We start from the raw sequence: 24,330 nt of genomic DNA on the forward strand, positions 1-24,330 counted from the left end.
GCCCTCATGTTCTGGCCGATGTTCGCGGTTGCCGTGGGGTTCCTGGGTCTGCTGGTGCTGGGGGTGCTCGCCGTCCGGGTCTTCGTCGAGGCGGAACGGCTCGGCAGGCAGGTCACGGACTCGGCCCGCCGCATCGGCCGCGCCGCGGAGGAGCTGGAGCAGGCGGCGGCCGCCGCGACCCGCTCCGCCGGATCCCTCTGACCGCCCCGGCCCCGCGGTATCTCCGGGCGTCCCGCCGCCCGGCCCGGCGCCGGTGGGCCGTCCCGCCCCGGAGGCAGTCGTGGCTCCCAATGCCTCCAGGGTCCCGGGAGGCACCTCCCGCTCCGAGAGGGCCTCACACGTGCGGGCGAGCGGGATCCGCCCCGGCTCGGCGCCCCCGACCGCCGAAGCGCCGTGACCCGGCGTGGCGCCGACGGCTGCACGCCGGTCCCCCTGGGTGGGCGGCTGGAGCCACGCGGTCCCTCGCGCTCCCGGTGCCGCGAGGGCGTGGCGCCTCCGCGGCACCGGGTGATCCGTGTCGCAGTCGATGGGCGGCAGCCGGACGGGGCCCGGACGTGCGGGTTCGAGGCGCGGAACGAGGGGGTGGTGCCGGTCGCCTCCGGTCCGCCCTGTCACCCCGCGGGTTCCGGCGGGTACGCTGCTGATCGCGGCCCGGAGAACGAGGCCCGGGCCGCGGACGGGAGTACGCACGGGGATTGCCGGACGTTTACCCCTGAGCGTTACGATCGCTGCCAGTACCGTCGTTCGGACGCCTGTCCGACCGGTCGGACAGCCACCCACCCAACCGCCTCGGTGAGAAGGTAAAGACTTATGGGACGGCTCGGACCCACCGAGATCATTCTGATCCTCGTCGTCATCATCCTGCTGTTCGGCGCGAAGAAGCTTCCGGACATGGCGCGGTCGCTCGGCAAGTCCGCGCGCATCCTCAAGAGCGAGGCCAAGGCGATGAAGGACGAGAACAAGTCCTCCGCCCCTGCCGACCCGCCGACCCCCGGCGAGCAGCCCCCGGCGCAGCGCACCATCCAGGCGGCCCCCGGTGACGTGACCAGCTCCCGCCCGGTCACCGAGCCGACGGACACGACCAAGCGCTGACGCAGGGCCGGTGATCTCCGGCCCGCCGCACGAGATGGGAACGTGGGTTGCTCAAGTCTGCCCGCAAACAGGAGAGGGATCCAGAGGGGCGCATGCCCCTCGTGGAACACCTGCGTGAGCTGCGCAACCGGCTCGCCAAGGCGGTACTCGCGATCGTCGTGGTGATGATCGTGGCCGCGTTCTACAGCGAGCAGCTCATGCAGTTCCTCGCGGAGCCGGTGCCGAAATGCGAGGACCTGGCGAACAGCGACGGCGGCAACTGCGCCATCGTCTCCTTCAACACTCTGACGTCGCCGTTCACCACGACGATCAAGGTGAGCCTCATGGCCGGCCTGATCGTCTCCAGCCCGGTGTGGCTCTACCAGCTCTGGGCCTTCATCGCCCCCGGGCTGCACAAGCACGAGAAGAAGTACACCTATTACTTCGTCTCGGCCGCGGTTCCGTTGTTCGTCGGCGGCGCCTACCTGTCGTACGTCATCCTCCCCGTCAGCATCAAGGTGCTGCTCAGCCTCACGCCCGGGGGATCGGCCAACATCCTCTCGCTCGACGAGGTCCTCGACTTCACCATCAGAATGGTGCTGGTCTTCGGCCTGGCCTTCGAGCTTCCCCTGCTGCTCGTCATGCTGAACCTGGTCGGCATCGTCTCCGGCCGTCGCATGATCGGCTGGTGGCGCGGTGTCGTCATGGGCGTCTTCATCTTCGGCGCGGTCGCCACGCCCACCACCGACCCGGTGGGGATGATCGCGCTCTCCGGACCGATCATCGTCCTCTACTTCGTCGCTGTGGCGATCTCGCTGCTCAACGACAAACGGCGCGCCCGTAAGGAGGCCGAGGGCCCCGCCGACGACGAGGCGTCCGAGCTGGACCTCACCCCCGAGTCCATCGACTCCGCGGAGCCCGTGGCCGCCCTGCCCGAGCAGACGGGCAAGGACCGGGTCAACGGTTATGACGACGTGACCTGAGGACCGCCCCGCAGCTCATAGGGTCATCCCCGTGACCAGCGAGATCGCCCTCTTCGTCAACCCCACCGCGGGCCGCGGCCGGGGCGCCCGCGCGGCGCGCCCGGCCGCTTCCGCGTTGCGGGACGCCGGCTTCTCGGTGCGCACCGTGCTCGGCGACGATCCCCAGGACGCCCTGGCCCGGGCGCGCGCCGCCGTCGAGGAGGGCGCCGGCGCCCTGATCGCCGTCGGCGGCGACGGCATGGCGAACCTCGCCCTGCAGGCCGTCGTCGGCACCGGCACCCCCTTCGGCCTGGTCGCCGCCGGAACCGGCAACGACTTCGCCCGCGCACTCGGCATGCCCCTGCGGGAACCGGCCGCGGCCGGCCGGATGATCGCCGACGCCCTCAAGTGCGGCCGGGTCCGCGACATCGACCTCGGCCGGGTCGGCGACCGCTGGTTCGGCGCCGTGCTCGCCTCCGGCTTCGACTCCCGGGTCAACGACCGCGGCAACCGGATGCGGCTGCCCCTCGGGCGCCTGAAGTACGACGTCGCGATGGTCGCGGAGCTGGCCGCCTTCCGGCCGCTGCCCTACCGGATCACCCTCGACGGCGGCGAGGTCCGTGAGGTCGAGGCGACGCTGGTGGCCGTCGGGAACGGGCCGTCGTACGGCGGCGGCATGCGGATATGCCCCGGCGCGGACCTCACCGACGGGCTGTTCGACATCACGGTGGTCGGCGAGTGCAGCCGGGCCACGCTGCTGCGGGTGTTCCCGGGGGTGTACCGGGGAACGCACGTCGACCACCCCGCGATCACCGTGCTGCGGGCGGCGAGCGTGGAGCTGGTCGCCGAGGGGGTCACCGGCTACGCGGACGGGGAGCCGGTGGGCCCGCTGCCGCTGACCGCGCGGTGCGTGCCGGGCGCCCTGCGGGTCGTCGGTCCCTGAACCGGGCGGCCCCGCTGCCCGCCGGGACGGTTACGGATAATGATCGTCCTGTTGTCGGTGCGGCCCGGTACGCTCGAAAGCACGATGACAGAGGATCTCTCACCGGCCGAGCGGTACGCGGCAGCACGCAGGCGCGCTGCCGAGCAGGCCACCGCGCTCGCCTCCTTCCGCGAGATGTACGACTTCGGCCTCGACCCCTTCCAGATCGAGGCCTGCCAGGCGCTCGAGGCGGGGAAGGGCGTGCTGGTGGCCGCGCCCACCGGCTCCGGCAAGACGATCGTGGGCGAGTTCGCCGTCCACCTCGCCCTCCAGCAGGGCAGGAAGTGCTTCTACACGACGCCCATCAAGGCGCTGTCGAACCAGAAGTACGCCGACCTGTGCCGCCGCTACGGCGCGGACAGGGTGGGCCTGCTCACCGGCGACAACAGCGTGAACTCCGACGCACCGGTGGTCGTGATGACCACCGAGGTGCTGCGGAACATGCTGTACGCCGGGTCGCAGACCCTGCTCGGTCTCGGCCACGTGGTGATGGACGAGGTGCACTACCTCTCCGACCGCTTCCGCGGCGCCGTCTGGGAGGAAGTGATCATCCACCTCCCCGAGTCGGTGACCCTGGTGTCCCTGTCGGCGACGGTGTCGAACGCGGAGGAGTTCGGCGACTGGCTGGACACCGTCCGCGGCGACACCCAGGTGATCGTCTCCGAGCACCGGCCCGTGCCGCTGTTCCAGCACGTGCTCGCAGGGCGCCGGATCTACGACCTGTTCGAGGAGGGTGAAGGGCAGAAGAAGGCCGTCAACCCGGACCTCACGCGCATGGCACGCCTGGAAGCGAGCCGTCCCTCCTGGGGCGACCGCCGACGGGGACGCAACGGCATGCGCGAGGCGGACCGGGAGCGGGAGCGCAGACAGCGCTCGCGCGTGTGGACGCCGAGCCGGCCGGAGGTCATCGAGCGGCTCGACTCCGAGGGCCTGTTGCCCGCCATCACCTTCATCTTCAGCCGCGCCGCCTGCGAGGCCGCCGTCCAGCAGTGCCTGCACGCCGGGCTCCGGCTCAACGACGAGGAGGCGCGGGCGAAGGTCCGCGCCCTGGTCGAGGAGCGCACCTCCTCCATCCCGGCCGAGGACCTGCACGTCCTGGGCTACTACGAGTGGCTGGAAGGCCTGGAGCGCGGCATCGCCGCCCATCACGCGGGCATGCTGCCGACGTTCAAGGAGGTCGTCGAGGAGCTGTTCGTGCGCGGTCTGGTCAAGGCCGTGTTCGCGACCGAGACCCTCGCGCTCGGCATCAACATGCCCGCCCGCTCGGTGGTCCTGGAGAAGCTCGTCAAGTGGAACGGCGAGCAGCACGCCGACATCACCCCCGGCGAGTACACCCAGCTGACCGGCCGGGCCGGCCGGCGCGGCATCGACGTCGAGGGCCACGCGGTCGTGCTGTGGCAGCGCGGCATGAACCCCGAGCACCTCGCGGGACTGGCCGGCACGCGCACGTACCCGCTGCGCTCCAGCTTCAAGCCGTCGTACAACATGGCGGTCAACCTGGTCGAGCAGTTCGGCCGGCACCGCTCGCGCGAACTGCTCGAGACGTCCTTCGCGCAGTTCCAGGCGGACAAGTCGGTCGTGGGCATCTCCCGGCAGGTGCAGCGCAACGAGGAGGGACTCGAGGGCTACAAGGCCTCCATGACCTGCCACCTCGGTGACTTCGAGGAGTACGCGCGGCTGCGCCGCGAGCTGAAGGACCGGGAGAACGAGCTGGCCCGGCAGGGCGCGGTGCAGCGCCGCGCGGAGGCCGCCGTCGCGCTGGAGAAGCTCAAACCCGGTGACATCATCCACGTGCCCACCGGCAAGTACGCGGGACTGGCGCTGGTCCTCGACCCCGGCCTGTCCGCGGGGCGGTCCAACGGCCACCGCGGCTTCGACCACCACGACGGTCCGCGCCCGCTGGTGCTGACCGCCGAGCGACAGGTCAAGCGGCTGGCGTCGATCGACTTCCCGGTGCCGGTCGAGGCGCTGGAGCGGATGCGGATCCCGAAGTCCTTCAACCCGCGCTCCCCGCAGTCCCGCCGGGACCTCGCCTCCGCGCTGCGCACCAAGGCCGGGCACATCGCGCCGGAGCGGCACCGCAAGCAGCGCTCCCAGGCGGCCGACGACCGGGAGATCGCGCGGCTGCGCAAGGCGCTGCGGGCGCACCCGTGCCACGGCTGCCAGGACCGGGAGGACCACGCCCGCTGGGCCGAGCGCTACCACCGGTTGCTGCGGGACACCTCGCAGCTGGAGCGCCGCATCGAGGGCCGGACGAACACCATCGCCCGCACCTTCGACCGGATCGTCGCGCTGCTGACCGAGATGGACTACCTGCGCGGCGACGAGGTCACCGAGCACGGCAAGCGGCTGGCCCGGCTGTACGGCGAACTCGACCTGCTGGCCAGCGAATGCCTGCGCGAAGGCGTCTGGGAGGGGCTCACCCCCGCCGAACTCGCCGCGTGCGTGTCGGCGTTGGTGTACGAGGCCCGGGTCTCCGACGACGCGATGGCGCCCAAGCTGCCCTCGGGCGGGGCGAAGGCGGCGCTCGGCGAGATGGTCCGCATCTGGGGGCGGCTGGACGCCCTGGAGGAGGACTTCCGGATCAGCCAGACGGAGGGCGTGGGCCAGCGCGAGCCCGACCTCGGCTTCGCCTGGGCCGCCTACATGTGGGCGTCGGGCAAGGGTTTGGACGAGGTGCTGCGCGAGGCGGAGATGCCGGCCGGCGACTTCGTGCGCTGGTGCAAGCAGGTCATCGACGTACTGGGGCAGATATCGGCCGCCGCGCCGTCCGCCGAGGGCTCGACGGTCGCCAAGAACGCCCGCAGGGCGGTCGACGGACTGCTGCGCGGCGTGGTCGCCTACTCGTCCGTGGGCTGAACCGCCCGGCCCGTCACCCCCGAGGAGCCCGGTGCGCCCCGTGCGCGCCGGGCTCCCGCCTTCCGTACGCCCTCACCGAGGGGCGTCACCGCCCGGGTCCGCGGGCAGGAGCATGAGGCCCGGGGCCTTCCTCACCCGTGACGGTGAGTGGTTTTCGTACGTCCGTTCGCGCTGACTCAACGTGTTCCAACAATCGCACGGTGTGTAAACGACCTGAGCGTACTCCTGTCCCGGGAGCCGTTTCCGGCGCTTGCCGAATATGACATGGCGATGATCCTGCCGGACTAAGCTCGCCCGCAGCGCACCGGGTTGAGATGAATTCGTGCGCTTGTTCCCCTATGTGCACGTTTTCCGACCGTCAGCCGATTCGTTTCCGAGGGCTCACATGGCGAGTGTCCGACGTCCCTGCACACGCGTGCTGTTGCTGCCGGCCATAGTGATGGCCGCGGCGACCGGAGCCGCCGTCGCCCTGGTGGCGGAGCCCGCCCGGATCGCCGTCGGCGTGTGCGGCGCCCTCGCGACCCTGCTGGTGACCGCCGCCGCGGCCGAGGCGGTGCGCCGCGGCCGTGCACTGCGGGAGGCGCAGGCCGAGTACGACCGTCACCGGGCGTATCTGGAGTCCCGGATCGCCGCCCACGACACGGAGACGGACCACTTCATCCACCAGGTCGCCCCCGCGGCCCTGGACCACCTGCACAGCGGCAACGACCCCGACGAGGTGCTCCGCGCCCTGCCCCGGCTCAACCCGGCCTGGCGCGATCTGCCGGAGTACCAGATCCGGATGCTGCGGACGATGCTCAAGATCATCGACGACGAGGAGAACCTGCGCGACTCCGCCCAGCGCTCCTTCGTCAGCATCGCCCGCCGCGTCCAGGCGATCGTCCACCAGCAGGCCAAGGAACTCCGCGAGATGGAGGAGGACCACGGCCGCAACCCCGAGGTCTTCGACGACCTGCTGCGCATCGACCACGGCACCGCGCTGATCGGCCGCCTCGCCGACTCCATCTCCGTCCTCGGCGGCGGCCGTCCCGGACGCCAGTGGCCCGAGCCCGTCGCGCTCTACAGCGTGCTGCGCGGCGCCATGTCCCGCATCCTCGAGTACCGCCGCATCGACCTGAGGTCGATCGCCAAGGTCAACATCAAGGGCATCCACGTCGAGCCGGTCATCCACGCCGCCGCCGAACTCCTCGACAACGCCACCCGCTACTCGCCGCCGACCTCCAAGGTGAGCGTCACCGCCACCGAGGTGCAGACCGGCGTCGCCATCGAGATCGAGGACGCCGGCGTCAGCCTCGACGAGCAGGCCCGCGCCCGCATCGAAGGCATCCTCGAACAGGCCCGGAAGGGCACCGACCTCCAGGAGATCGGGGAGAACCCACGCCTCGGCCTCGCCGTCGTCGGTCGGCTCTGCACCGCCTTCGACATGCAGGTCTCACTGCGCGCCTCCGCCTACGGCGGCGTCCGCGCCGTCCTCGTCGTGCCCAGCGAGATGATCACCGACGAGCCCGGCGTGGGCCTCGCCCACGGCATCGGGGCGACCTCCGTGCCCCGTCCGGTCGACGCCCTGCCGGGCCCGGAGCGCACCCCCAAGAGGCGCCGCCCCACCAGCCCCCGCGTCCCCGCCGCCGTCTCCCTCGAGGACGACGTCCCGGAGGTCACCGAGTGGGCCGCGAGCGGGCTGCCGCAGCGCCGCAGCCGGGTGAAGACCCCGCTGGCCCAGCAGTACGCCGAGCAGGCGGCCGCCGAACGGGCCGAGCGGGAGGCCAGGGAGCGGGGCGAGGAGTACCACGACATCTGGGCCCGGCCCGAGCCCGAGGAGAAGAAGCGGGACGACCGTGAACCCGGCCTGTGGGTCGACGCCTTCTGGGAGGGCCTGAAGAAGGACCTCGACCCGGGCGTCCACCCCACCGACTTCACCCGGAACCCGACCGCCTACCTGCATCTCATCAACGAACCGGCCCGCACCGAGGCCGATGACGAGGGGGACCTCAAGTGATCCAGCAGCGAGCCAACTTCGACTGGATGCTCAAGGAGCTCGCCGACGGCGTACCCGGCGTCGAGATGATCGTGGTGCTCTCCGCCGACGGCCTGCGCATCGCCCGCTACGGCGGCGAGCCGGACGCCGCCGACCGGGTGGCCGCCGCCTGTGCGGGCGTACAGAGCCTCGCCGGGGCCGTCGCCCAGGAACTCCCGCACGGCGACGGCGAGATGAAGATGGTGCTCATCGAGATCGACCAGGGCTACTTCTACCTGATGGCGGCCGGCGCCAACGCCTATCTCGCGGTGCTCTCCGACATGACCTGCGAACCCGGCCGCATGGGCGGCATGATGCGCGACCTCGTCGTCCGCATCGGCGCCCACCTGACCAGTCCGCCCCGACGGAACGGGCAGACCGTATGACTCCTCCGCAACGCCAGAGGCGCTTCCCCCGGAACGTCCCCCCTCCGCAACCGGCCGGACCGGCCGGGAACAAGGGCGGGGGCGGCAACCCGGAGCGGCTGTACGTCGTCGCCGGACCGGACGGCGAACGTGCGGACATCGATCTCGTCACGCTGATCGTGGCCGGCTCCCCCGACCCCCCGCCCTCCGCCACCCCCGAGCAGGCGGCGCTGCTCCGGCTCTGTGCCGCCCCCCTGTCCGTGGCCGAACTGTCGGCCTATCTCAACCTGCCGTTCAGCGTGGTGACCGTGCTGCTCACCGAGATGCTGGCGGCGGAACTGGTCCAGGCGCGCTTCCCGGTCGTCCGCAAGGCGCTGCCCGACCGTTCCCTTCTCGAAGCGGTGATGCATGGACTTCAAAGGCTCTGAGACCGTCCCCGGCCCCCGCGCCGAGGACCGGTTGCCGCACACGGCACAGGCCGCGGTGAAGATCGTGATCGTGGGCGGGTTCGGGGTCGGCAAGACGACCATGGTCGGCTCGGTCAGCGAGATCAAACCGCTGACCACCGAGGAGACCATGACACAGGCCGGCATCGGGGTCGACGACGACTTCGGTTCCGCCTCCAAGACGGCCACCACGGTCGCCATGGACTTCGGCCGCATCAAGATCACGGACCAGCTGGTGCTCTACCTGTTCGGCACCCCCGGCCAGGAGCGCTTCTGGTTCCTGTGGAACGGGCTGTTCGAGGGGGCGCTCGGCGCGGTCGTGCTGGTCGACACCCGCCGCCTCGAAGTCAGCTTCGACGTCATGGGGCGACTGGAGGAGCGCGGTGTGCCGTTCGTCGTCGCGGTCAACTCCTTCCCGGACGCCCCCCGCTACCCCGTCGCGGACCTGCGGTCCGCCCTCGATCTGTCCGAGCGGATCCCGATCATGGACTGCGATGTGCGGCGCCGCGCCTCCAGCCGCGACGTGCTGATGACCCTGATGCGGTTCCTGCACTCGCTCGCCATGACCGGCTCGCTCACCTGACCCCCGGGACCCCTCCCGCCCCCCGTATTCCCCTTCGGAGCGACCACAGTGACGCCTGAACCCACCTCCCTGACGGGAGACTCCCCGACCGGAGCGGACGCCCCCCGGCCCGGCCCGCCCCCCGGCTGTCCCGCGCACGGCCCGGGCCCCGGCGGACTGAGCCGGCTGCACGAGTCGCCGGACCTGAAGAAGCTGTACGAGGAACTGCGGGCCGAGCACGGCCCGGTGGCGCCCGCGCTGCTCCACGACGACGTGCCGGTGTGGGTGGTCCTCGGTCACGCCGAGAACCAGCAACTGGTGCGCAGCCCCGCGCAGTACTGCAAGGACAGCCGGATCTGGTCCGCGCTCGCGGAAGGCCTGGTCAAACCCGACCACCCGCTGATGCCGCACATCGCCTGGCAGCCGATGTGCGCCCACGCCGAGGGCGACGAGCACCGGCGGCTGCGCGGCGCCATCGACGCCGCAGTGGCGGCCACCGACTTCCGCGGCCTGCGCCGGCACGTCAACCGCAGCGTCCAGCGCGTCGTCAACCGGTTCTGCGAGGCGGGCGAGGCCGACCTGGTCGGCCAGTACGCCGAACACCTGCCGATGGCCGTGATGTGCCACGTCCTCGGCATGCCCGACGAGTACGGCGACCGGATCGTCGAGGCCGCCCGCGACATGATCAGGGGCACCGAGACCGCGATCGCCAGCAACGCCTACGTCATGGAGGCCCTGGGACGCCTCACGGCCCGCAGCCGGGCCGAGCCGCTGGACGACTTCGCCGGCCACCTCGTCAGGCACCCGGCGGGACTGACCGACGAGGAGGTCGCCCAGCACCTGAGGGTGGTGCTCATCGCCGCCTACGAGGCCACCGCCAACCTCCTCGCCAACGTGCTGCGCCAGGTGCTGATCGACCCGCGCTTCCGCTCCCAGCTCAACGGCGGTCAGATGACCGTGCCCCAGGCGGTGGAGCAACTGCTCTGGGACGAGCCGCCGTTCAGCACGATCTTCGCCTACTTCGCCAAGCAGGACACGGAGCTCGGCGGCCGGCGCATCCGCAAGGGCGACGGATTGCTGTTCGCGCCCGCGCCGGCCAACGTCGACCCCCGGGTGCGTCCCGACCCGACCGCCGACATGCAGGGCAACCGCTCGCACCTCGCCTTCGGCGGCGGCACGCACGAGTGCCCCGGTCAGGACATCGGCCGCGTGGTCGCCGAAGTCGGCGTCGACGCGCTGCTCATGCGACTGCCCGACGTGGAACTCGGCGTCGGCGAGGAGGAGCTGTCCTTCACCGAGTCCATCGCCTCGCGGCATCTCGTGGAACTGCCCGTTCACTTCACGCCCCGGCCGCAGCAGGACGTGCTGCAGCGGCCCAGCCACGAGAACGACGCGCCCCCGCAGCGCGACTGGCGGATCGGCGCGACCCGGGCGGCGGCCTCCGCGCCCTCCGCGCCGGCCGAGCCGGACGTCGAGCCGCCCGCGCCGCGGCCCGTGCCACCGCAGCCGCAGCCGCAGCCGCAGCCGCAGCCGACGCCGGCGCCGCGGGGCGCCTGGCAGCGTTTCCTGCACTGGTGGCGTGGTTACTGACCGGCCGCCCACTCCTCGTACGAGGACCATGCCGCGAGCGTCCGGCCGCTGGTGAACCGGTGCTCCACACCCGTCACCGGATCGGTGAACTCCAGCTTCCGCGCGAGTAGTTGCAGCGGACGCCGGAAGTCACCGGCCGGGACGGGGGCGGTCACCTCGGGATACAGCGGATCGCCGAGGATCGGCACGCCCAGGGCGTTCATGTGCACCCGCAGCTGGTGGGTCTGCCCGGTGCCGGGCACCAGCCGGTACCGGCCGAGGCCGTCGGCCCGGTGGGCGGTGAGCTCGACGCGGGTCAGGGCGTTCGGCTCGCCCTCGACCTCTTCGGCGGTCAGCACCCCGCGCTCCTTCACGATCCGGCTGCGTACGGTCCGGGGCAGGTCGAGCGCCGGGTCGTACGGGGCGACGGCCTCGTACTCCTTGCGCACGAGACGGTCGCGGAACAGCGTCTGGTAGGCCCCGCGCTCTTCGGGGCGGACCGTGAACAGCACCAGGCCCGCGGTGAGCCGGTCGAGACGGTGCGCGGCGCCGAGCTCCGGGACGCCCAGCTCGCGGCGGAGCCGGGCGAGCGCGGTCTGGGTGACGTGACTGCCGCGCGGGGTGGTGGCCAGGAAGTGGGGCTTGTCGACGACGACGATGTGCTCGTCCCGGTGGACGACCTCCAGCGGGAACGGCACCGGCGCCTCGGCGGGCGGCTCCCGGTGGAACCACACGAACATGCCGGGCGCGTACGGTGCGTCCGCCGGTACGGCCCGTCCGTCCGCCCCGACGACCAGCCCCGCCGCGAACATCCCGTCCACGACACCGGGGCCGGCCGAGAGCCGCTGCACCAGGTGCTCCCGCACCGTGGCCCACCGGGTGCCGGCGGGCAGCCGCACCCGCACCGGGTCCACGCCGTCGCGCTGCGGCAGGGGAGAGGGGGGAGTCGGCCGTCTGCGTCTCACACCGGGCAAGCGTACGGGGCCGCTCAGCCGTGGTCCCCGGTCGCCCGTCTCAGCTCCGCCTCGATCTCGTGGAGCGGTCTGCCCTCGGCCCGGGCGTACTCGGCCACCGCGAGCCGGACGTCACGGGCCAGATCGCGCCAGGCCCGCCAGGCGGTCTCCCAGGTGCTGGTCTGGCGTCCGCTCCATTTGGCCCGGGCGGGCGGGCCGTACGCGTCCCGCAGCTGCCGGACCCGGGTGTGCGCCTCGTCCGCCGCGCGCTGCTTGGCCACGAGCTCGTCGAAGGTGTGTGCCACGCGCCCGGATCCTGCGGCAGCGGCCCCGTTCCGGTGTGCTCGCCACGCCGCCGTGCCGGGGACGACCCCCCGTCCGGCGGATGCGCGCGGGATCGTCTCGGTGCCTTGTGGGGTGCCGTGCGGTGGTCCGGTCGGGGCCCACGGGCCGGCGTTTGCGGGGTGCGCGGCGTTGGCGCGGGCCGGGGGTGGGTCGCGCAGCCCGGCGCTCGCGGGGCGCCTCCACCCCTCTCGGCTCCTCCACCCCTCTCGGCTTCGCTCGAGCGGGGGCCCATGAGCGGGGGACCCCCATAGGCGGGAGGTGCCCCCACCGCCCACCTGTGCCGCCTTGAGGCACGACTGCCCGCGGGAGCGGAGGTCCGTGGGAGGGGCGACCCCCCCGTCCGGCGGGGGCCCGCGGGAGCGGAGAGGCGGCCTTGCCCCGTCTGTCGCAGGTGCTGTGGCGCGTTCGTCAGGCGGAGATCCCCGTGTTCTCCTGTTCGGCCTCTACGCGGGCGTTCCAGTCGCGCTTGGAGGCCTGCCAGCCGTCCTCGTCGTGGCCGAGCCGCCAGTAGCCGGAGATCGACAGGTCCTCGCGCGGAACGCCGCGCTCCACGCGCAGCAGACGGCGCAGCTCCTTCACGCAGTGGGCCTCGCCGTGGACGAAGGCGTGCACCCGGCCCTCCGGGAAGTCGAGGGTGCGGACGGCCTCCACCAGGGCCTCGCCGACGGGCCGGCCACCGCGGTGCAGCCAGCGGACCTCCGCATCGGAGTCGATCTTCTGCTCTTCCTCGGGGCCGGAGACCTCCACGAAGGCGAACACCCTGGCGCCGTGCGGCAGCGCCTCCAGCGAGCGGGCGATCGCGGGCAGCGCGCTCTCGTCACCGGCGAGCAGATGCCAGTCGGCGTCCGGGTCGGGCGCGTAGGCGCCGCCGGGACCGATGAACCGGACGACCTCGCCCGGCCGGACGTTCGCCGCCCAGGGGCCGGCCAGGCCCTCGTCGCCGTGGACCACGAAGTCCAGGGTCAGCTCACGGTGCTCGGGGTCCCAGTGGCGCACCGTGTACGTCCGGGTCACCGGCCACTGCTCGCGCGGGAACTCCTCGCGGACACGCTGGAGGTCGAAGGGCTCCGGATACGTCGCCCCCGCGGCCGGGAACAGCAGCTTGACGTAGTGATCGGTGCAGGTGTCCGCCGAGAAGCCGGAGAGCCCCTCACCGCCGAGCACCACGCGCTGCATGTGCGGGGTCAGCCGCTCGGTGCGGACGACCTCGGCGGTGTGCGGCGCGCGCGGGGCGCGTACCGGTCGCTCTGCCATGAGGAGCCTCCCAGCTGTCACAGTTAGGGTTGCCTAAGTTAGCACCTCGATCAAGGTCGACGCCTCGTCGGCGGAGTCTCCGTCAGGTTCGGCCGGGTGTGCGGTTTCACGCCGAGAGGGTCGTCAGCAGGCGCTGCAGCGAGCCGCCCAGGCCCCACCGGGCGGCCAGGGACTCCGCCCCGGCGGGGTCGCGCGGTCCGCGCGGCAGCGCCGTGTCGACGTCCGGGAGCGGAACGTCGTCCGCGACCCGGACGACCCGGGGAGCGACCGCGAGGTACGGTCGCGCCTCGTCCAGACGCTTGCGCTGCGACGGCGTGAGCCTGGCCTGCCGGTCGTCCACGGCCGCCAGGATCCCGGCCAGGTCGCCGAACTCGGCCAGCAGCTTGGCCGCCGTCTTCTCCCCGATGCCGGGCACGCCCGGCAGGCCGTCGCTCGGATCACCGCGCAGCAGCGCCAGATCCGCGTACCCCTTGCCGTCCACCCCATACTTCCCGCGCAGCACGGCCTCGTCGGTGACCTGGAGCGTGCCGACGCCCTTCAGCGGATACAGCACGCGCACCCCGCGCGCGTCGTCCACCAGCTGGTAGAGATCGCGGTCGCCGGTGACGATGTCCACCGGCCCGCCGGCGCGGGCGGTGAACGTGCCGATCACGTCGTCCGCCTCGTACCCGGCGACCCCCACCCGCGCGACGCCCACCGCGTCGAGCACGCTCTCGATCACCGGTACCTGCGGGGACAGCGTGTCCGGCACCTCCTCCGCGTCCGGACCCGCCGCACGCTCCTCGGCGACGCGGTGCGCCTTGTAGGAGGGGATCAGCTCCACCCGCCACTTCGGGCGCCAGTCGGCGTCCATGCAGGCCACCAGGTGGTCGGGGCGGTGGTCCTTGACCAGGCGGTCGATGAAGTCGAGCAGCCCGCGCACGGCGTTCACCGGAGTGCCGTCCGGGGCCCTGACGGACTCGGGGACGCCGAAGTAGGCGCGGAAGTACAGGGAAGCGGTGTCGAGGAGCATCAGTCGTCCGGTCACGCCCCGCATCATGCCGCACCCCACCGACAGCGTCCCGCGAAAGCACGCGCACGCGTCATGCGCGACGAGTTGCGTCCTGCGCCACCTGTGTGAGGCGTCACACGTACACGTTTGCCTTGTGCAAAACCGGGGAGGCGCGGCCCCGGAGCGATGCCGGTTACAGATTCAACTGTCGTGGGCCGCGTGAGCCGTCCGCCGGACATCGCTCCTGCCATTTGCCGTCGAGACAAGAGGTACGCGTGTCATCCAGGCTTGAGGCCGAGCATCTGTTCAAGGTGTTCGGCAGACGACCGGACCAGGCGGTCGAACGACTGCGCCAGAAGAAGACCGACCGGGAGGAGCTGCGCGCCGACGGCGCCACCGCCGCCGTCATCGACGCCTCGTTCACGGTGGAGCCGGGCGAGATCTTCGTGGTCATGGGCCTGTCGGGCTCCGGCAAGTCCACCCTGCTGCGGATGCTGAACGGCCTGCTGGAGCCCACCGCCGGACACGTGCGCTTCGACGGCCAGGACCTGACCGCGCTGCCCGACCGGGAGCTGCGCAAGGTCCGCTCCAGGAAGATCAGCATGGTCTTCCAGCACTTCGCGCTGTTCCCGCACCGCAGCGTCCGTGACAACGCCGCCTACGGTCTTGAAGTGCAGGGCGTGCCCCGCGCCGAGCGCGAACGCCGCGCCGACGAGGCGCTCGCCCTGTGCGGCCTGGCCGGCTGGGAGAAGTCGTGGCCCGACGAGCTGTCGGGCGGCATGCAGCAGCGCGTGGGTCTCGCCCGCGCACTCGCCACCGACGCCGACCTGCTGCTGATGGACGAGTCCTTCAGCGCCCTCGACCCGCTGATCCGCCGCGACATGCAGGACCAGCTGATCGAACTGCAGAAGACCCTGAAGAAGACGATCGTCTTCATCACCCACGACCTCAACGAGGCCATGCGTCTGGGCGACCGGATCGCGGTGATGCGCGACGGCCGCATCGTGCAGATCGGCACCGCGCAGGACATCCTGATCCGCCCCGCCAACGACTACGTCGCCTCCTTCACCCAGGACGTCGACCGCTCCCGCGTGCTCACCGCCGGCGCCGTGATGGAGCGCGAGGTCCGCGGCGACGAGGCCGACTGCGGCTGCGAGACCGCGACGCCCGAGACGCCGTTCACCGACCTGTGCGCGATCAGCGCCCGCGTGCCGCACCCCGTGGCGGTGCTGGACGAGGGGGACGCGCTCGTCGGGATCGTGCCCCGGCAGCGCCTCGTCGGCTTCCTCGGCGACGAGGAGTCCGATCCCGGCGTCTGCGACGCCCCGCGGGACAAGGGCGGCGAGAAGGTGATGGCCCGTGCCTAGGATCCCGCTCGGCGACTGGGTCAACAGCGCCGTCGACTGGCTGCTCGCCAACGTCAGCTGGCTGTTCGACTTCTTCAAGGCCGTCTTCACCGGCGCCTACGACGGTGTCAACGCCGTCCTCCAGGCCCCCGAACCGCTGATCCTCTGCGGCATCTTCGCGGTCATCGCCTTCTGGCTGCGCGGCACCTTCGCCGGCGTCCTCACCTTCTTCGGCTTCGCCTTCCTCGACTCCATGGAGTTGTGGGAGGACTCGATGGTGACGCTGTCGCTGGTCATCGTCGCCACGATGATCGCGCTGGTCATATCGGTGCCGGTGGGCATCTGGGCGGCCCGCTCGGACCGGGTCAGCGCCGTCGTCCGGCCGGTCCTGGACTTCATGCAGACGCTGCCCGCGATGATCTACCTCATCCCGGCGATCCTGTTCTTCGGGACCGGCTCCGCCCCGGGCATCGTCGCCACCCTGATCTTCGCGCTCGCCCCGGGCGTGCGCATGACCGAGCTGGGCATCCGCCAGGTCGACAAGGAACTGGTCGAGGCCGCCGAGGCGTTCGGCACCACCCCCCGCAACACCCTGCTGCGCGTGCAGCTGCCGCTGGCGCTGCCCACGGTGATGGCGGGTGTCAACCAGGTCATCATGCTGGGCCTGTCCATGGCCGCGATCGCCGGCATGGTCGGCACCGGCGGACTCGGCGGCGCGGTCATCGAGGCCATCGGACAGCTCAACATCGGCCTCGGCGCCGAGTCCGGCATCGCCATCGTCATCCTGGCGATCTACCTGGACCGCATGACCAGCGCCCTGGGCACCCAGGTCTCCCCGCTCGGCCGCCGCGCCGCCGCCAAGGCGCGCGCCGCGCAGGGGCTGAGGATCTGGTCCTACCGTCCCCGCCCGCAGGTCGCCGTGATCGGCGTCGTCGTCCTCGCCCTGGTCGCGGGCGGCATGGGGATCTTCGGCGGCTCCGGCGGCTCCGCCGCCACCACCACCACCGCCGGCGGCGAGAAGGTCGGCGACGGCAAGAAGGTCACCATCGGCTACATCCCCTGGGACGAGGGCGTCGCCTCCACCTTCCTGTGGAAGGAGATCCTGGAACGGCGCGGCTTCGAGGTCGAGGCCAAGCAGTTCGAGGCCGGCCCGCTCTACACCGCCCTCGCGCAGGGCGACGTCGACTTCCAGACGGACTCCTGGCTGCCCACCACCCACGAGGCGTACTGGAAGAAGTACGGCGGGAAGCTCGACGACCTCGGCTCCTGGTACGGCGAGACGTCGCTGGAGCTGACCGTCCCGGCGTACATGGAGGACGTCGACAGCCTGGAGGACCTCAAGGGCAAGGCGTCCGCCTTCGGCGGGGAGATCACCGGCATCGAGTCCAGCGCCGGCATGATGGGCCTGCTGAAGAGCAAGGTCCTCAAGGAGTACGGCCTGGACAAGGAGTACAAGGTCGTCGACAGCTCCACGCCGGCCATGCTGGCCGAGCTCAAGCGGGCCTACAGCAAGAAGGAACCGGTCGTCGTCACCCTCTGGTCGCCGCACTGGGCGTACAGCGACTACGACCTGAAGAAGCTGAAGGACCCCAAGGGCAGCTGGGGCAAGGGCGACGGCGTGCACACGGTGTCGCGCAAGGGCTTCGCCGACGACAACCCGCTCGTCGGGAAGTGGCTGAAGGACTTCTCGATGACCGAGAAGGAACTCACCGGCCTGGAGGCCGAGATCAACAAGGCCGGCAAGGGCAGGCAGCAGGACGCCGTCCGCGCCTGGCTGAAGGACAACCCGGACGTCGTCGACAAGCTGGCCCCGGCGGGGTCCGGCCCGGGCGACACCCCCGCCGAGGCGAAGCGGACGCTGGACGTGGCCTGGTTCCCCTGGGAGGAGGACGTCGCCGTCACCTACCTGTGGAAGAACGTCCTCGAGCGGCGCGGGTACAGGATGAACCTCAAGCAGATGGACGTCGGCCCGGTCTACACCGGCCTCGCCTCCGGGGACCTCGACCTCAACTTCGACGCCTGGCTGCCGTACGCGCAGAAGAACTACTGGGACAAGAGCAAGGACAAGCTCACCGACCTGGGCACCTGGTACGAGCCCACCTCGCTGGAGATCGCGGTCCCCTCGTACGTCAAGGACGTCAGGTCCCTGGAGGACCTCAAGGGCAAGGCCGACCTCTTCGACGGGCGGATCATCGGCATCGAGCCGGGCACCGGTGAGATGCAGCTGCTCAAGAACGAGGTGCTGCCCGGCTACGGCCTGGAGGACGAGTACGAGGTCGTCGACGGCTCCACGCCGGCGATGCTGGCCGAGCTCAAGCGCGCCTACGCCAAGAAGGAGCCCATCGCGGTCACGCTCTGGTCGCCGCACTGGGCGTACAGCGACTACGAGCTGACGAAGCTGAAGGACCCGAAGAAGGCCTTCGGCGAGGGCAACACGATCCGCACCATCGCCAGCGAGAAGTTCCCGGAGCAGTACCCGCGGCTCACCGAGTGGATCAAGGGCTTCCGGATGAGCGAGGACGAGCTCGGCACCCTGGAGGCCGAGATCAAGGACCGCGGCCAGGGTCACGTGGAGGAGGCCGTGGCCGCCTGGCTGGAGGAGCACCCGGACATGGTGGAGCGGATGACCCCGCGGTAACCGCCGCACCGGCCGCCCCGAGGGGCGGGCCCGGACCCGCACCTGACGGCGCGGCCGGGCCCGCCCCTCGGGCGTGTCCGGAGCCGGGCGGGAACACGGTAGGAATCCGGACAACCACGCAGCGCGATGTCCTCCCCGAACCTCCCCGTGACCTTCCGCCGGGCGGGGGTGACAATGGCGGGAACACCCCTTAATCGCACGCGGGAGGAACCGAGGGGCCCGCAGGACGACTGGCGTGAACCGGCGGGTCGATTCCGGTCGCGTGTGACGGCGACGTGACAGGCGCCTGAAACGGTTTGCCGAACATGCGTAGGGTGCAGACAACCCACGACGAGGAGTGCGCCGGACGGGCGGCGTCACGGGGTGCGGGACGATCTGCGGAGGAGGGAGCCGGAGCGATGGGCGATCACAAGGAACAGCCCTTGCGGGTGGGCGCGGCCGTGCGGCGGCGACGCCGCGCACTGGACCTCACCCTCGCCGTCGTGGCCGAGCGCAGCGGCCTGTCGGTCCCGTTCCTCAGCCAGATCGAGAACGAGCGGGCGCGCCCGAGCCAGAGCTCCCTGGAGAAGGTCGCCGACGCGCTGCGCACCACCGCCGTGGAGCTCCTCGCCGCCGCCGACCCCGCGTGCAGCGTGGACGTCGTCCGCGCCGAGGGCGCCGAGCCGTGGGCGGAACCGCACGTGCGCTCCCTGGTGCGCGGGCACCACCAGATGCACGCCTCCGAGTTCACCGGCGACCATGACGCCGGCCGTGAACTCCAGTTCCGCAACGACCAGTTGATGTACGTGGCCGACGGCGCCGTGGAGATCGAGGCGGAGGGCCGCGCGTACCGGCTCGGCCGCGGCGACACCCTGTACCTCACCGGAGGCGTCCGGCACCGCTGGCGGGCCACGGTCCCGGAGACGCGGCTGCTGGTCGTCGCCGTCGCCGAGCACATCGAGGCGCTGCGGGACAAGCCGCGCCGATGAGTCCCGTCAGGGTCGTCTCCCTCGTCCCGTCGCTGACGGAGGCCGTGGCGCTCTCCGCCCCCGGCTCCCTGGCCGGCGTCACCGACTGGTGCACGCACCCGGCCGGACTGGACGTCGTACGCGTCGGAGGCACGAAGAACCCGAAGACCGACCGGATCGTCGCCCTCGCCCCCGATCTGGTGATCGCCAACGAGGAGGAGAACCGCGAGCCCGACCTGGCGGCCCTGCGCGCGGCGGGCCTCGACGTACTGGTGACCGAGGTCCGGACGCTGTCCCAGGCCTTCGGCGAGCTGGACCGGGTGCTCACGGCGTGCGGGGTGACCGCCCGCCCCCGCTGGCTCGACGAGGCCGAGGCGGCCTGGGCGGCGCCGCCGGCGCCCGCGGAGCGCCGGACGGCGGTCGTGCCCGTGTGGCGGCGCCCCTGGACGGTGCTGGGCCGGGACACCTTCGCGGGCGACCTGCTCTCCCGCCTCGGCGTCGACCACCTGTACGCGAGCCACCCCGAGCGCTATCCGCGGATCCCGCTCGACGCGCTGCGCGCGGCCGGTCCGGACCTCGTCGTGCTTCCCGACGAGCCCTACCGCTTCACCGCCGACGACGGCCCGGAGGCATTCCCCGGCCTGCCCTGCGCGCTCGTCGACGGCCGGTACCTCACGTGGTACGGTCCGTCGCTGGCCGGGGCGCCCACGGTGCTGGGGCGGGCCCTGCGAGCGGCGTTCCGCTGAACGGGCCGGGCGCCGGCCGGCGGCGCGTACAGGGCGAGCGCCGTCACGTCGTGGACGACCACCACGTCGTCGCGAAGCGCGTCCCCCGCCACCGGGGAGCACCCTTCCCTCGCGGCATAAGCTGGGGTTATGGGCAGAACGGATGACCACGACCATCCCGGGCACCGCTCTGCGAGCCCGGGGGCCCTGGCCCACCGGGTGCCGGACCTCGGGGCGCTGGAGCTGCTGCTGGCGGTGGCGCGGCTGGGGAGCCTGGGCGGGGCGGCGCGGGAGGTGGGCATCACCCAGCCCGCCGCCAGCAGCCGGATCCGGTCGATGGAACGGCAGCTCGGCGTGGCCCTGGTCGACCGGTCGCCGCGCGGGTCGCGGCTGACGGACGCGGGGGCGCTGGTCACCGACTGGGCGCGGCGGATCGTGGAGGCCGCGGAGGCCTTCGACGCGGGCGCGCAGGCGCTGCGGGACCGCAGGGACTCGCGGCTGCGGGTGGCGGCGAGCATGACGATCGCCGAGTACCTGCTGCCGGGGTGGCTGCTGGCGTTGCGCGCGGACCGGCCGGACACGGCGGTGTCGCTGCTGGCCGGGAACTCCGCGGCGGTGGCGGAGCGGCTGCTGTCGGGGGAGGCGGACGTGGGGTTCGTGGAGGGACTGACGGTGCCGGCGGGGCTGGATTCCGCGGTGATCGCCCATGACCGGCTGATCGTGGTCGTGGCGCCGTCGCACGCGTGGGCCCGCCGGCGGCGGCCGATCGGGGCGGAGGAGCTGGCGGGTACGCCGCTGATCCTGCGGGAGAAGGGGTCGGGGACGCGGCAGGTTCTGGACGCGGCGCTCGGAGGGCTGGCCCGGCCGTTGATCGAGCTCTCCTCCACGACCGCCGTCAAGGCGGCCGCTGTCGGTGGCGCCGGACCGGCGGTGCTGAGCGAGCTCGCGGTGGGGGAGGAACTGGCGATGCGGCGGCTGGTGCGGATTCCCGTGGACGGGATCGCCCTGGCCCGGGATCTGCGGGCGGTGTGGCCGACGGGGCACCGGCCGACGGGGCCGGCGCGGGACTTGTTGTCGCTGACGCGGGGGTGAGCCCGGTGGGGGCCGGGCGGGGGTGGGTCGCGCAACCCGGCGTTCGCGGGGGTACTGTCGCGCCCACCCGTGCCGCTGGGTGCGCCTCCCAGGCCTTTGAGGCACGGGGGGAGGCACGACTGCCCGCGGATACGGCGACGACTGCTCGCGGAGACCGAGGCGACCGTCCGAGGTGGGCGGTCATGCGGCCTCGATCAGGGCTTGCACGACGCGTGGGCCGGTGCCCGTTTCCGGGTGCCACTGGACGCCCAGGGCCCACGGGGACGTCGTGCGTTCGATCGCCTCCACCGTGCCGTCCTCCGCGTACGCCGAGGGGATCGGACCGGTGCCCGGGCGGTCCACCGACTGGTGGGGTGGGCGGAGACGAAGGTCTGCTCCGGGACGATGCCGGCGTGGAGCGTGCCGGGGACCGGCTTGACCGGGTGGTGGCCGAAGACGCCCGGAGTCCTCGCGTGGCCGTCGATGTGCTGGACGAGGGTGCCGCCCAGGGCGACGTTCAGCAGGTGCATGTCCCGGCAGATGCCCGGCGGCGGGACCCGGCGGTGCAGGGCCGCTTTGATCAGGGCGAGCTCCCAGGCGTCCCTGGCCCGGGCGGGCGGCCCGGTGCGCGCGTCGGGCTCGGCGCCGTGGCGGACGGGCTCCACGTCCGGGCCGCCCACGATCACCGGGCCGTCGAGGCGGGCGACGGCGTCCGCCGCCCGCTCCGGCGCGTCCGGCGAAAGCATCGCGGCCGGTCCGCCCGCCCGCTGCACCGGTCGCGGACAGCCGGCCGGCGGCAGCGCGGCGCCCAGCCGCCACACTCCCCAGCGCACACCGGACTCCGCGTACGTGCTGATGCCGATGAGCGGCCTGGCCGACACGCCGGGCACCTCCCTTTCGTCCTCAGTCCCGCGACAACTCCGCCTCGGCCGCCGCCAGCGCCGCGAACTCCTCCTCCGGCGCCTTCGCCACCAGATGCCTGCGGCTGTACAGACCGAAGTACGCCACCGCCACGATGTACACGGCCAGCGCGATGAACGCCGCCGTCACGTCCACCAGGAACGTCGCCACCAGCGCCGCGCACGCCAGCACCAGGGCGACCGAGGAGGTCAGCACGCCGCCCGGCGTCCGGTACGGCCGCGGCAGCTCCGGCTCCCGGCGGCGCAGCACGATGTGCGAGAGGGACATCAGCGCGTACGAGATCGTCGCGCCGAAGACGGCGATGTTCAGCAGGCGGGCGCCGTCGCCCACCCCGGCGGCCAGCGCGAAGCCGATCACCCCCGGCACCAGCAGACCGAGGTACGGCGCCCGGCGGCCGCTGGTGAGGGAGAGGAACCTGGGCAGGTAGCCCGCGCGGGACAGCGCGAACAACTGGCGCGAACCGGCGTAGATCAGCGAGAAGAACGACGCGACCAGTCCCGCGAGGCCCGCGTAGTTCACGATCCGGCTCAGCGCCGTCGCCTCGCCGTCCGGTTGGAGCGCCTCCACCAGCGGGTTGCCCGCGTCCTGGACCGCGGCCGAGCCGCGCGCCCCGGCCGCCGCGAAGAAGGTCACCACGGCCAGCACCACCAGGATGCCCATGGACCAGCGGATCGCCCTCGGCAGCGTACGGGCCGGTTCCCTGGTCTCCTCGGCGGCCAGCGGCACGCCCTCCACGCCCAGGAAGAACCACATGCCGAACGGGAACGCCGCCCAGATGCCCAGCAGCCCCATCGGCAGCCAGGAGTTCGCGCCGAACGCCGAGGGATCCACCGGGATGTCGTCCAGCGAGGACGCGTCGAACCCGGGCAGCGCCCCCAGCGCGAACACCACCAGCGCCGCCACCGCGATGCCCGTCACGACGAAGCCGAAGCGCAGCGCCTCGCCCACGCCCCACAGGTGGATGCCGGTGAAGACGACGAAACAGGCCAGATACACCGGCCAGCCGGACTCCAGGCCGAACAGGCCCAGCGACTCGACGTAGTCGCCGATGAAGAGGGAGATCGCGGCGGGCGCGAGCACGTACTCGATGAGGATCGCGGTCCCGGTGAGGAACCCGCCCCACGGTCCCAGCGCCCTGCGGGCGAAGCCGTAGCCGCCGCCGGCCGTGGGCAGGATCGACGACAGCTCGGCCAGGGCGAGGACCATGCAGGCGTACATGGCGCCCATCAGCACCATGGCGATCGCCAGACCGCCGAAACCGCCCTCGGCCAGGCCGAAGTTCCAGCCCGAGTAGTCGCCGGACACGACGTAGGCGACGCCGAGGCCGGTCAGCAGCAGCCAGCCGGCGCTGCCGCGGCGCAGCCTCCTGCGTTCGAGGTAGTCGTCCGCCTCACCGGCGGGTTCACGGGGCGCGGGTGGAAGGCTCACGAGGCGACTCCCCAGGGCGACGACGAGGGCAATGGAGCAGTGCCAGACCTTTGTGGGCCCCTACCTTCGTGGCGCGGACGCCGCGAGCGCAAGCCCCGTGCGTCGGACCGCGGTGAACCCGGTTGCGTCACGCCCTCACGCCAGGAACCCCCGCAGCAGCGCCGCCGTCCCCGCGCAGTGCTCGCGCATCGTCTCCCGCGCCCCGTCCGCGTCCCCCTCCAGCACCGCCTCCACCAGGGCCGCGTGCTGCCGCTGCGAGTGCTCCAGGTTGCGCACCAGCAGCGGGATGCAGTCCAGCAGGTCGTTCACCGTCGCCCGTACCGCCGCGTACCGCGCGGTCAGCGTCGGCGAGCCGCACAGCTCCGCCAGGGTGAGGTGGAACAGCGTGTCCAGGCGCCGGTAGTCCGTCAGCGGCGCCTCCCGCGTGCCGGACAGCGCCCCGCGCAGCCGCGCCGCCTGCCCGTCCGTCAGCCCGTGCGCCGCGCACAGTCCCGCCGCCCCCACCTCCAGCACCTCCCGGAAGCGCAGCACGTCCTCGATGTCGACCTCGGCGATCCGCCGCCGCAGCTCCTCCTCGCCGGTGTCCGTCGGGCGGGGCAGCACGAACGTTCCGCCGTACCTGCCGCGCCGCGACTCCACCAGGCCCTGGTCCTGGAGCACCTTCAGCACCTCGCGCAGCGTCACCCGGCTGATCCCCAGCCGCTCCGCCAGCTCCCGCTCGGCCGGCAGCCGCTCCCCGGCCGTCACCAGGCCCAGCCGCACCACCTGGAGGATCTGTTCCAGCGCCTCCTCGAAGCCGTTGCCCGCGCGGACCCGCCGCAGCACCGGCGCCAGGCGGTCCCCGACCGCGCCGACCGCTTCCCGTGGCATCCGGCCGTGCC

General features: G+C 72.4%; 21 protein-coding genes and 1 pseudogene. 15 read left to right on the forward strand and 7 right to left on the reverse strand.

The window, feature by feature from the left end; translation table 11 throughout:
* Positions 1–6 precede the first annotated feature (6 nt).
* The 10 genes from ADK41_RS02260 to ADK41_RS02305 all read left to right on the forward strand — a co-directional run bounded on the left by ADK41_RS02260 (position 7) and on the right by ADK41_RS02305 (position 10,851).
* On the forward strand, positions 7–201 hold the full coding sequence (locus ADK41_RS02260; RefSeq protein WP_030835700.1) for a hypothetical protein: 195 nt from the start codon (positions 7–9) through the stop codon (positions 199–201).
* A 609-nt stretch (positions 202–810) separates the two neighbouring features.
* On the forward strand, positions 811–1,092 hold the full coding sequence (tatA, locus tag ADK41_RS02265) for a Sec-independent protein translocase subunit TatA (RefSeq protein ID WP_030835697.1): 282 nt from the start codon (positions 811–813) through the stop codon (positions 1,090–1,092).
* Positions 1,093–1,184: 92 nt separating this feature from the next.
* Positions 1,185–2,054, forward strand: a complete 870-nt coding sequence (gene tatC / locus ADK41_RS02270) for a twin-arginine translocase subunit TatC (protein ID WP_051843600.1) — start codon at positions 1,185–1,187, stop codon at positions 2,052–2,054.
* A gap of 31 nt (positions 2,055–2,085) precedes the next feature.
* A complete protein-coding gene (locus ADK41_RS02275) occupies positions 2,086–2,976 on the forward strand; it encodes a diacylglycerol kinase (protein ID WP_030835691.1) in 891 nt (296 codons plus the stop codon).
* A 39-nt stretch (positions 2,977–3,015) separates the two neighbouring features.
* Positions 3,016–5,874, forward strand: a complete 2,859-nt coding sequence (locus tag ADK41_RS02280; RefSeq protein ID WP_030835688.1) for a DEAD/DEAH box helicase — start codon at positions 3,016–3,018, stop codon at positions 5,872–5,874.
* Between the two features lie 415 nt (positions 5,875–6,289).
* Positions 6,290–7,870, forward strand: a complete 1,581-nt coding sequence (locus ADK41_RS02285; protein ID WP_030835685.1) for an ATP-binding protein — start codon at positions 6,290–6,292, stop codon at positions 7,868–7,870.
* The gene (locus ADK41_RS02290) at positions 7,867–8,274 is read left to right on the forward strand and encodes a roadblock/LC7 domain-containing protein (protein ID WP_030835682.1); all 408 of its coding nucleotides are present in this window, start codon (positions 7,867–7,869) and stop codon (positions 8,272–8,274) included. The genes ADK41_RS02285 and ADK41_RS02290 overlap by 4 nt, the downstream gene beginning before the upstream one ends.
* A complete protein-coding gene (locus ADK41_RS02295) occupies positions 8,271–8,681 on the forward strand; it encodes a DUF742 domain-containing protein (protein WP_030835679.1) in 411 nt (136 codons plus the stop codon). Before ADK41_RS02290 ends, ADK41_RS02295 begins: the two co-directional genes overlap by 4 nt.
* On the forward strand, positions 8,662–9,282 hold the full coding sequence (locus ADK41_RS02300; RefSeq protein ID WP_030835676.1) for a GTP-binding protein: 621 nt from the start codon (positions 8,662–8,664) through the stop codon (positions 9,280–9,282). Before ADK41_RS02295 ends, ADK41_RS02300 begins: the two co-directional genes overlap by 20 nt.
* Positions 9,283–9,330: 48 nt before the next feature.
* Positions 9,331–10,851 carry a cytochrome P450 gene (locus tag ADK41_RS02305; RefSeq protein WP_030835673.1) on the forward strand — a complete coding sequence of 507 codons (1,521 nt, stop codon included), beginning with the start codon at positions 9,331–9,333 and terminating at the stop codon, positions 10,849–10,851.
* Here ADK41_RS02305 and ADK41_RS02310 read toward each other — a convergent pair.
* The 4 genes from ADK41_RS02310 to ADK41_RS02325 form a co-directional block, all read right to left on the reverse strand.
* Positions 10,845–11,795, reverse strand: a complete 951-nt coding sequence (locus ADK41_RS02310) for an RluA family pseudouridine synthase (protein WP_030835670.1) — start codon at positions 11,793–11,795, stop codon at positions 10,845–10,847. The genes ADK41_RS02305 and ADK41_RS02310 overlap by 7 nt on opposite strands.
* A 23-nt stretch (positions 11,796–11,818) precedes the next feature.
* Positions 11,819–12,088, reverse strand: coding sequence for a hypothetical protein (locus tag ADK41_RS02315; protein WP_030835667.1), 270 nt, complete (start codon positions 12,086–12,088; stop codon positions 11,819–11,821).
* Between the two features lie 448 nt (positions 12,089–12,536).
* Positions 12,537–13,382, reverse strand: coding sequence for a siderophore-interacting protein (locus ADK41_RS02320; protein WP_030835664.1), 846 nt, complete (start codon positions 13,380–13,382; stop codon positions 12,537–12,539).
* 106 nt (positions 13,383–13,488) lie between these two features.
* Complete coding sequence (locus ADK41_RS02325) at positions 13,489–14,394, reverse strand: 5'-3' exonuclease (protein WP_037805259.1); 906 nt, start codon at positions 14,392–14,394, stop codon at positions 13,489–13,491.
* Positions 14,395–14,648: 254 nt separating this feature from the next.
* On the opposite strand from ADK41_RS02325, the gene ADK41_RS02330 reads away from it, so the two are divergent.
* The 5 genes from ADK41_RS02330 to ADK41_RS02350 all read left to right on the forward strand — a co-directional run bounded on the left by ADK41_RS02330 (position 14,649) and on the right by ADK41_RS02350 (position 21,121).
* Positions 14,649–15,740: a quaternary amine ABC transporter ATP-binding protein gene (locus ADK41_RS02330; RefSeq protein ID WP_030835658.1), complete on the forward strand. Its 1,092-nt coding sequence runs from the start codon at positions 14,649–14,651 to the stop codon at positions 15,738–15,740.
* Entirely contained in the window at positions 15,733–18,357 is a 2,625-nt protein-coding gene (locus tag ADK41_RS02335; protein WP_030835655.1) for an ABC transporter permease/substrate binding protein, read from the forward strand. The genes ADK41_RS02330 and ADK41_RS02335 overlap by 8 nt, the downstream gene beginning before the upstream one ends.
* Before the next feature lie 398 nt (positions 18,358–18,755).
* A complete protein-coding gene (locus ADK41_RS02340) occupies positions 18,756–19,325 on the forward strand; it encodes a helix-turn-helix domain-containing protein (RefSeq protein WP_030835653.1) in 570 nt (189 codons plus the stop codon).
* Positions 19,322–20,050: a helical backbone metal receptor gene (locus ADK41_RS02345; protein WP_030835650.1), complete on the forward strand. Its 729-nt coding sequence runs from the start codon at positions 19,322–19,324 to the stop codon at positions 20,048–20,050. The genes ADK41_RS02340 and ADK41_RS02345 overlap by 4 nt, the downstream gene beginning before the upstream one ends.
* 129 nt (positions 20,051–20,179) lie before the next feature.
* Positions 20,180–21,121 carry a LysR family transcriptional regulator gene (locus tag ADK41_RS02350; RefSeq protein WP_030835647.1) on the forward strand — a complete coding sequence of 314 codons (942 nt, stop codon included), beginning with the start codon at positions 20,180–20,182 and terminating at the stop codon, positions 21,119–21,121.
* A gap of 180 nt (positions 21,122–21,301) precedes the next feature.
* Here ADK41_RS02350 and ADK41_RS02355 read toward each other — a convergent pair.
* The 3 genes and pseudogenes from ADK41_RS02355 to ADK41_RS02365 form a co-directional block, all read right to left on the reverse strand.
* Positions 21,302–21,981 (reverse strand): annotated as a pseudogene (locus tag ADK41_RS02355) (gamma-glutamyl-gamma-aminobutyrate hydrolase family protein).
* A gap of 22 nt (positions 21,982–22,003) precedes the next feature.
* Positions 22,004–23,449: an ethanolamine permease gene (eat, locus tag ADK41_RS02360; protein WP_030835644.1), complete on the reverse strand. Its 1,446-nt coding sequence runs from the start codon at positions 23,447–23,449 to the stop codon at positions 22,004–22,006.
* Between the two features lie 135 nt (positions 23,450–23,584).
* On the reverse strand, positions 23,585–24,319 hold the full coding sequence (locus tag ADK41_RS02365; RefSeq protein ID WP_030835642.1) for a FadR/GntR family transcriptional regulator: 735 nt from the start codon (positions 24,317–24,319) through the stop codon (positions 23,585–23,587).
* Between the last annotated feature and the right edge of the window lie 11 nt (positions 24,320–24,330).

It is taken from the genome of Streptomyces caelestis (genome assembly GCF_001279005.1).
Classification (GTDB): Bacteria; Actinomycetota; Actinomycetes; order Streptomycetales; family Streptomycetaceae; genus Streptomyces; species Streptomyces heliomycini.